At 25.1% G+C, this 9,429-nt stretch carries 10 protein-coding genes; 3 read left to right on the top strand and 7 right to left on the bottom strand.

Translation table 4 applies throughout. The features are described 5' to 3' along the window. Positions 1–945: a DHH family phosphoesterase gene (locus ASO20_RS02300; RefSeq protein WP_085056350.1), complete on the bottom strand. Its 945-nt coding sequence runs from the start codon at positions 943–945 to the stop codon at positions 1–3. A gap of 124 nt (positions 946–1,069) precedes the next feature. Here ASO20_RS02300 and ASO20_RS02295 point away from each other — a divergent pair, with 124 nt between their 5' ends. After that, positions 1,070–2,233, top strand: coding sequence for a P-loop NTPase fold protein (locus ASO20_RS02295; RefSeq protein WP_085056349.1), 1,164 nt, complete (start codon positions 1,070–1,072; stop codon positions 2,231–2,233). 179 nt (positions 2,234–2,412) lie between these two features. Next, positions 2,413–2,883, top strand: coding sequence for a hypothetical protein (locus ASO20_RS02290; protein ID WP_085056348.1), 471 nt, complete (start codon positions 2,413–2,415; stop codon positions 2,881–2,883). On the opposite strand, the gene thiI is transcribed toward ASO20_RS02290, so the two are convergent. Next, positions 2,880–4,040: a tRNA uracil 4-sulfurtransferase ThiI gene (thiI, locus tag ASO20_RS02285; protein ID WP_085056347.1), complete on the bottom strand. Its 1,161-nt coding sequence runs from the start codon at positions 4,038–4,040 to the stop codon at positions 2,880–2,882. The two genes, ASO20_RS02290 and thiI, sit on opposite strands and share 4 nt — an antisense overlap. A gap of 57 nt (positions 4,041–4,097) precedes the next feature. Continuing rightward, the gene (locus ASO20_RS02280; RefSeq protein WP_085056346.1) at positions 4,098–5,804 is read right to left on the bottom strand and encodes a septation ring formation regulator EzrA; all 1,707 of its coding nucleotides are present in this window, start codon (positions 5,802–5,804) and stop codon (positions 4,098–4,100) included. 233 nt (positions 5,805–6,037) lie between these two features. Between ASO20_RS02280 and rpsD the strand changes: the two genes are divergently transcribed. Continuing rightward, positions 6,038–6,643 carry a 30S ribosomal protein S4 gene (gene rpsD, locus ASO20_RS02275; protein WP_442928647.1) on the top strand — a complete coding sequence of 202 codons (606 nt, stop codon included), beginning with the start codon at positions 6,038–6,040 and terminating at the stop codon, positions 6,641–6,643. A 149-nt stretch (positions 6,644–6,792) separates the two neighbouring features. Here the strand turns inward: rpsD and ASO20_RS02270 are convergent, their stop codons facing one another. The 4 genes from ASO20_RS02270 to ASO20_RS02255 form a co-directional block, all read right to left on the bottom strand. Further along, positions 6,793–7,047, bottom strand: coding sequence for a hypothetical protein (locus ASO20_RS02270; RefSeq protein WP_085056345.1), 255 nt, complete (start codon positions 7,045–7,047; stop codon positions 6,793–6,795). Positions 7,048–7,132: 85 nt separating this feature from the next. Continuing rightward, the gene (locus ASO20_RS02265; RefSeq protein WP_085056344.1) at positions 7,133–7,549 is read right to left on the bottom strand and encodes a hypothetical protein; all 417 of its coding nucleotides are present in this window, start codon (positions 7,547–7,549) and stop codon (positions 7,133–7,135) included. After that, a complete protein-coding gene (locus ASO20_RS02260) occupies positions 7,543–8,199 on the bottom strand; it encodes a hypothetical protein (RefSeq protein WP_085056343.1) in 657 nt (218 codons plus the stop codon). The genes ASO20_RS02265 and ASO20_RS02260 overlap by 7 nt, the downstream gene beginning before the upstream one ends. Positions 8,200–8,202: 3 nt before the next feature. Next, positions 8,203–9,423, bottom strand: coding sequence for a DNA methyltransferase (locus ASO20_RS02255; RefSeq protein ID WP_085056342.1), 1,221 nt, complete (start codon positions 9,421–9,423; stop codon positions 8,203–8,205). Positions 9,424–9,429: the final 6 nt, after the last annotated feature.

Raw genomic sequence — 9,429 nt, 5'->3', positions numbered from 1 at the left:
TTATTCTATTAGTAAGTTTAGATCGTTAATGATTTTTTTAAAAATTGATAACTTATCTACTTTACATCCAGAAGCATACATGTGACCACCACCACCATATTTTGCTGCAATTTTATTAACATTATAATTTCTACTTCTTAAACTAATACGATATTGTTTTTTATCAATATCGTAACTGCAAAATGCTCATATTTTAACTTCTTCAATACCAGCCATAGCAAAAACGTAGTCTTTTGCTTCGCTATATTCCATTTTTGATTTTTTAAGAACTTTAGGGTTTAAAATGTAATATCCTACTCCTTTTTTAGTAATTTTCATATTATTAATAATCTGAGAAGAAAATTTTCGTGAGGTTAAATTAGAAACTGTTAGTTTGTCATATAACGGTTTTTCTTGAAGGCCTAGTTCTTTAAATTTTAAAACTACTTCATATGTATTCTTATTAGTATTTGAATATAAAAATCTTCCAGTATCAGTTACTATTCCTAGGAATAATGAATTAATAGATTTGATTGGTAATTTATATTTATCTATTACAGATAATAATTCTTGAGCTATAATCTCACAAGTTGATGAAGCGCTTTCGATAATAATACTATCGTGTTCAAAAGTTTTTTCATCTTTTTTGATGTGATGATCAATAACAAAAATATTATTAGAATTCTTATATCTTTGGTCATCTACTCTGTCTGTTGCTCTAACATCACAAATAATAATTAATGAATTAGAAAAGACCTCGTCAGAAATATCTTTTTGTTCAGAAAATAAATCAGGAAATTTATTTGGAACGTTTGTTCCTAAACAATAAATTTTTTTAGTTGGAAAATTTTCTTTAATTCAATAAAATAATCCAAATTGTGAGCCAAGTGCATCAAAATCTGGAAATTCATGCCTTGCTAGTATTATGTTTTCTGATTCTAAAATTATTTTAATTAATTTTGACATGATTAAATTATATATTAGTTTAATGTAATGGCTATTTTTAACTTGATTTTTTGCATATTGTTAGCATGATATGTTATAAAATTAATAAATTAACATATCAAAAAAGAAGAGGATGTTGGAAATAATGAAAAATAAAGGTTATGCAAAAGACTTAATTGTTAAAATTGATGATAAAAATTTAAAAGAAGTTTCTTTAGATTTTTTGAAAAATATTGAATCCGAATTCAAAAAATTTAAAAATGAATACGGTAGATATGAAAAAAATAACAGTAAGTACTTAAATGACCAAAATTTCGAATTTTTTCCAGAAAAACTTGCAAAAAAATCTCCCTTAACAATTATAAATGCACCATGAGGAACCGGAAAAACTTTTTTTATTGAGAATTTTTTAAAACTTTTTATAGATAAAGAAATAGAATCAAAAATATTTGAGAAAATGATAATCATTGATGCTTGAAAATTTTCTAATTCAAAAGATATTCCAGCAGAATTTATTACACAATTAACAAATAAATTAATAAAAACTCACTTGTCTGATGTTAATGACGAAGGAATAAAAAATAAAATGAGAGTAAAGATGCTAAAAAAATTTCTTTCATTATTAGAGTTTAGTTACATTATCAAAAGTGATTACGGATTAGAACAAGCTTGAAAACTTAACTTCAAAGAGCCAAACAACGATACTAATAAAGAAGAAATAGATTATTGATCAAAAATTGAAAATAATCAAATAAAAACTATTATTTTTATAGATAATATTGAAAGATTAGGTTCCTTATCCTGAGATTTATTAAAAGCCGTTTTGAAATTACAGGAATTTGAAAATTATTTAATTATTTTGACATTGAATTTAAAGATGCTAAAACACAATAATGAGAAAAAAGACATAAATGAATACCCAATAGAAAAATATGTAGATTTTAATTATTATAATTTTAAGCAAGACTACTCTAATTTTTTTAAAGAACATTTTAAGAATGTATCAAAAGATTTTTTAATAACTTTGGAACAAGTTTTTAATTTTGAAATAGATGGTGAAAAGTTATCAATTCGAGAAGTTGAACGCTTATTTAAAAAGCACGAAATTTTTGAAATAAAACATGAATATGAAATTTTGCGCAAAATTAAAAAAGAAATATGAGATGCGAATGAAGTTTTTTCAAAATTTATAAAAAGTGAAATTATAAATTTCATTAATCGCGAAATTAAAAAGAACGAATTTTTTAATAAAATTTTAGACCAAATGAGCAAAAAACAAATTTTATTCCTTATGAGTACATTAATTTAAATCCAAATGTAATAGGTGCTTATTGAAATTGTTTAAATAGTATTTTTAATGATGAAAAATATTTAAGTAGAGCAAATTACAAAGTTGACTTTGATTATTCTGAAGCATTTAACACATGCTTAGAAATAACTGAAAATCGAAAAAAAGAACTAACAAAAGAAATTAATGATTTAGCTCAATTGAATTTATCTGAAGCAAAGAAAATCGAAAAGAAAAAGGAAAACATTGCGAATCTTAAAAGAGAAAATGAAAATCTTGATACAAGTGTTGATAAAATGGAAACCGGAAATGATGAAAATCATAATGCTGGAGTGTTGGCTAAATGAAAAATTATGAAGGATGTAAACTTAAACAGAATTGAAAGAATCAACAAAGAAATTAAAGAATTTGAAAATAATATTGAAGTGAATAACAAAAATATAAAAAATAAAGAATTTATAAAAAACTCAATAGAAAATAATTTTTCAGAATTAGAAAATTGTGTGACAGAATATAACCTAATATTAAAAAATCAAGAACTTAATTCAGATAAAAATTTAGAAATAGAAAATCTGCTTCGAAAAAAATTTCATAATTTTGATAAATTAAATCTATATTCTATTAAAGAAGATGCAGAACGTGTAATATTTTCAAATGATTTTTTCTATTAATTTGTAATTTCTTCAGTAATTTCAGAATCCATAATAGTTTTCAAAATTTCTAGCATTAACATTTTCTCTTCTTCATGTTTTGCAATATAGGTTTTTGATTTAATAACTGGATTTTTTGGAACAAACAAAGTACAACAATCCTCATATGGACGGATACTAATATCATATGTTCCAATTCTTTGAGCAATTTCAATAGTTTGCACTTTATCAAATGTAATTAATGGGCGAATTACAATCATATCAATTACTGAGTCAACAGATTGAAGATTTTCAATCGTTTGACTTGCCACTTGTCCCAACGATTCCCCGGTTGCAATTGCTTGAATTTTATTATTGTTTGCAATAGCTTCTGCCAAACGATAAAACATACGACGCATTAACACAATACGATATTCTTCTTTGGCTGAACACATAATTTCATGTTGCATTTTAGCAAAATCAACAATATATAACTTTTGGGGATTTGGTGCAAAATCATTTAATTTAGAAATTAAATCTTTTACTTTCCTTAAAGCTAGATCACTTGTTTGAGGTGGTGTTATGAAATGAACATATTCTACTTCCATTCCGCGTTTCATTAATTCATAAGCTGCAACTGGTGAATCTATTCCTCCACTTATTAGTATTAAAGCTCTTCCACTTGTGCCAACTGGCAATCCCCCAACCCCTTTTCGCTTATTTTCGCATAGGAAAAAGAAATTTTCATAAACAATAACACTTAAAGCAAAATCACAATCAAATGAACCCACAATTCCTGTTTTTTTCTCAATGTCATGAGCTAAGTATTGTTTTATTTCTAATGATGATTTTTGGTAACGTTTATCTTTTCTTTCACATTCAATATAATAAGGTTGATTGTGCTGTTTAATAACTTGAGCTGCTAAATTAACAAGATCATCTCATTCACGAGTAATTTTTCAACCAAAAGAAAAATTAGAAATACCTGGTGTTTTTATTAAAATATCATTAATACGAGCATCAATATTTTGTTCTAATTCAATAACAATACGATCTTTTTCTAAAATTGGTTTTACACCAATTGGTTTTAGTTTTTTATTTAAATTCGAAAATAGTTTATTTACAAAGTATTTTTTATTAGCACCTTTTAAATAAAGTTCACCAAAACGAATGATTACAAAATTATATTTTAAATTCATAAAATTATTTTAAATAAATAAGGTCGATAACCATAATATTATCTCGACCTTATTTTTTTAGACATTACCATTAAATTTTCTTAAAATATTTTGATCAACTGAATTTAGGACATGCTCAATCAATTCACGAGCTTTATCGTGATTATTGTTTGATATTCATGATTCTGCTTGAGATAATTTTATTTCATAATCTGGTTTAACGCGACGATAACGATTAGCAATACTTAATAGTTCTTCAATTTTTTCTGAATTTCATTCTTTTTCTTTTGAAATTAGATTAATGCGATTAATATGATTTTTTAAATCAAAGAATAAGTTATCAACTTTTTCTTCATCTAAACGAGGTTTTTTAAGTTGAGCATCAATGGCATTCGTTATTTCAGATAGTACTTCAACCGAAATAGCTGCTTCTTGTAAGGCATATCTAACATTTGTTAAATGCGAATTTAATTTAATTGTGGCAATTGAATTTTTATATTTTTTTAATTCTTCTAAGTAAATATTTTTATCTTTTAGTTGCGCAACTACATCAGCCTTGCGACGAATGTTGTTTGCTTCTTCTAGCATTTTTTTAGAAATATAATATATTGATTCTAGTATCTCAATTGGATCACGAGTTATTTTATCCTTATTTAATTCAGAAACAGTTAATTCATACATTCTTTCAATTTCATTTCATTTTTTTGCACTAATTGTCATTAATTGAACAGTTGTTTGAGATAATTGCACTGATTTTTGGTGCATATAAATATTTTTATTTAAATTTTGTTGCGTTTCACGCATATCAATAAAAGCTTTTTCAAATACTAAAAACATATCATTTAACATTTCTTTAGCTTTTAATTGCTTATTTAAAATTGCTTCAAAGTTATTAATATCTTGTAATGCCTTAGCGACTAGTTTTGATGCTTTAATGTATTGCAAATCACAAGCATATTCATTTAATTGATTAATAGCTCGTTCTGTTGATATTTTTAGAAAGTTAAATCTAGTTCCATCTAAAAAGGAAGTTTCTTTACGAAGTTCAGCTAAGTTGTTTTCAATACGTTTAATTGAACACGGAATAATACGATCAATGATTAAAAATATTTTTGGAATTTTTTGTACTACCTTAGCGTAAACTTTTAAACCATCAGCTGTTGTTCTTAAGACATATTTTGCTTGCTCATAATTCCCAATTTGTAGGAATTCTTCAAAACGATCTAATAAAGTGTTAATGTTTTTTTCCATTCCCTCGATCTTGTCACGAACTTTATCAAAACCTAAATAATTTTTATCTGTTTCTTGTTTCAAAGATAAATAATATTTTTTAAGTTCAGCAGATTCAATTCTTAATTTTAGTTCTTCATTTGTTAGATTTTCAATGTCACTAAATAATTCTAGTGATATTTTTTCATAATTGGCAACTTGAACACTTAACGATTTCAAACCAAGAAAAAAGCGAAAGTATTTTTTAGTATCAGCTAATTTCTTAACATCAAGTATTTCTTTTTCAATAGTTTCTTTTTCAAATTTAAGAAATTTTTCATAATTTGTTTTTCATGTTAAGTAATTAGCGGCAATCTCTTCACTATACTTTGAAAGATTTTCTAGTTTATTCATTGAATATGTAAAAGGTAAATTATTAATTTCAAATAATAAATCTTGTTGGTGTTGAAAATTGTGTTCAGATAATCTTATTTTGATACAAAACACAGTAATACCCATCACAATTGCCGTTAAACCTGATAATGTTGATATCAACGAAATAAATAAAATACTCATTTAAACCCCTTTGTTATAATTCTATTTTAAATAACATTTTATTTTTCTAAGAAATAATGATAATTTTATAAATTAAAAAAATATGTTATCATAGTAAAGCATTTGTCAGCAATCAAATATGATTGGTCAAATTATTTTAACGCTAGGATAACAAGTACTTCTGCTGAAAAAAGGAAAGTTTTAGTAAATAATCAGCCAGTTAGAATTTGCTACTCATGCGGAAAAGGAAAATAATGCGTTACACAGGCCCAAAACACCGTATTTCACGCCGTTTAAAATTTTCTATTTTAGAAACAAATAAAGAATTTGCTAAAGGGAAACAAAGAAGAACAGCACCAGGAATGCACGGAACAAAAAGAATTGTTCTAAAAGGATATGGTCAACAATTAGTTGAAAAACAAAAAGTTAAATACATGTATGGTTTAACAGAAAAACAACTAAAGAATATTTACAAAAAAGCGATCACAATGAAAGGTTCATCATCATTAAACCTTTTACACATTATCGAATCTCGTCTAGATAACTTAGTTTACAGAATGGGATTAGCTCCAACAAGAGCTGCTGCTCGTCAGTTAGTTAATCACGGACATATCTTATTAGATGGTAGAAAAAATGATATTCCATCAACAACTGTTCGTCTTGGTCAAATGATTTCTCTAAAAGAAGCTTCAAGATCAATCCCAACCGTTACTGAAGGATTAAAATTAAATGCTACAACATTACCGTTCGTATCATTTGATAAAAATAAATTCGAAGGAACATTCGTTAGATACCCTGAGAGAAATGAATTAAACTCAGAAATTAACGAATCATTCATTATTGAGTTCTACAATAGATAGAAATCTAAATAATTTAATCAAAAAACCCAAGCAAGTGCTTGGGTTTTTAATTTATTAGGAGTAATAATTATTTTTAATGATACATAAAAATACTGCTAAGAAACCACTAAACGACTCATTACATTTATTTTCTTAAACATAATCATTTTTTATACGTTTTTTCTAATGTTTATTGCATTTATGTTTGCTTTTAAATTAATTAAATTTTTGTTATGTTTATTACAAGAAACTCAACTATCTATTGTGGTTAAATTTTCGGACATTTCTTTATAATTTCTCATAGAATATATAAATGTTTCTGAATTATGTTTTTCTATTTTTTTAGAATTTATAGCATCTGTATAATCAATGATTATTGATTTAGTAAGATTCTTCTCACTATAAGATTCATTTTGTAATTTCATAAGTTCTATTAGATCTTCTAAAATTTTTTTGTGATCTTTTTTAATATATTTTTCTAATTTTTCTTTTCTAATCTTTTCACAATTTTTACAATTTTTTAATATATTTCTTTCTTGTTCTTGGGCGATAGTTAATTGTCCTGGTATTAAATAGAATCTCTGAAGAGTCTAAAATAAATTTTGACAATTTTGATTTATCTATATTATTATCTTTCAAAGTTAATTCATAACCACCAGACTTTTGATTAAGATTAAAAGACAATATGTTTTCATAATAATCACTTTTATATTCATTAATAAATTTTTTAACAAATTGCTGTTCCAAAGATGAAACTTTTTTTTCTTTAAAAAATTTTTTTCTATCCATTCCAGCTCAATTTAACAAACATTCAATGTATTGAGCAGATTTTATGTAACACAACACATCTTTTTTTTCACGAAAAAAAATGTTCGCTATTTTAGATACCTTTACATCTCACTCCTCACCCGTTAATGAATCTAGCATATTGGAATATATGGATAATGTTCTACCGCGATTTCAATTTCTCTTACCAATTTTTTTCCTGTAATGTGGTTTGCAAAAACTGCAGCTCTTATTCCATCTGATTCCTTATTAGAATCAGCACCATTAATAAAATTTACATCTATTTCTGTTATTTTTTCTTTGTGGTCTCTTATAACATTGATTATTTTATTGTAATTTTTCATTCTGTTTTGTGAATTATCATTTGAATTTGATCCTTGTTCATCATCATCATCTAACGACTCAACCGATATTTCTTCATCTAGATTAGCTATAATTTCATCATATTCTGGCATATGTAAAATTTTAGATAATAATTTTAATGCCAAAATTCTTCTATTCCCTTCTACAACAATATATTCACCATTTTTAGAACTAATTACATAAGGCATATCTATAACTGGATTATACATTGAACTTAAAGAAGTTATTAGAGCTAAAAAATTTTTAAAATCTTCCTCATTAGATAAAATATCTTTAAGTGCATCTTCTTCTTTATTATTTTGTTTCTCTCTAAAATAATCCCCATTTATTCCTGCATGGATTTCGTCAATTACCACTCGTGGGTTCATTGTTGCAGCGAAAATTTGACTTATGTTAATTCTTTTTCTTATTATTATTGTATTATCCATAAATTACTTCCTTAATAACAACACTTTTTCGATAGTTGTTGCTTTACCTTTTTTACCATTTAACATGTTTGTAATTTTGTGTGTTTGTAAATATTTATCATCTCAATAAATTTCCTTTAAATTAAATTTAACTTTATTTTGAATTATTTCTCATACTTTTTCAATTAATTTTTCATTATGTACATCACCGACAATTAGAACTATATATCCCCCAATTTGTATCTTGTCATAAACATTTTCTAGAAAATCAATCATAAAATTAGTATATTTTTCAAAATTTAGTCTATCTGATAACTTAATCTCATTTCTTAAATTACTTCTCTCATAACCTAATAACCATAATTTTAATCAATTTGAATTTGTGTAGTTAACTACACTTAAATATGGAGGAGAAGTTATAAGTAATTTAATTGAATTATTTTCAATATCCTTATTGTTCTCTAATGCATTAATTTCATAAATATTAGATTTAAATTTTTTAGATAGTAATTCATCATATTTTTGATTAATTCTATTTCTAATTAATTCAAAAATATTTACATCTGGTTTTATTAAGTTTTTTGCAGCGGCAAACTTTTTAACATAATTTGGAGCCATAGAAATGGTGTTAGGCATATCTAATGAAAAATAAATAGTTGTACCATCCTTTTTTAATTTTCCATGCATTATTCCTAAAGTTATTCCAAATACAAAGTTTTGAACATCTGAGAAATTTCTTCAATTTATTCCATAATTTTCTCTTAAGAAAATTAATTGAGTTAAAACGGATTTAGAATAAAAATATCTTAGTTCAGAAAAATTTTCATTATTAAATTTATTAACATTATTCTCATTATCTTTTCAAACTTTAAAATTAATTTCAAGATTATTTACATAATTAATAGCTTCTTGTTTAGTGCAAGTTGCTATTTTTGATCTTGATAGTACTAAAGCATATGGATTAAGGTCAGATCCTACAAATCTTCTATTCATTTCTCTAGATTTAAGTGCCGTTGTACCTCTTCCAGAAAAAGGATCATACACTAAATCATTTTCTTGTGTTAATTTTTCGATAAAATACCTTGGCATTGCGGGGGCAAACATTGCTAAATATGAAGAAATTGAGTGCAAAGAAGAAGCATTTTTGTCTCCCGTTCTGCTTCAATCCACATCTATATCTTTTAAATTAATTAAAGTATCAAGAGTAAATTTTTCGTCACCTTTATATTTAAATATTTTAGCCATATTAAA

Origin of the sequence: Mycoplasma sp. (ex Biomphalaria glabrata), assembly GCF_001484045.1 — a bacterium.
Taxonomy (GTDB): Bacteria; Bacillota_I; Bacilli_A; order Mycoplasmatales.
The sequence above is the reverse complement of the archived record's forward strand: the minus strand, read 5'-3'. Positions and strand labels throughout refer to the sequence as shown.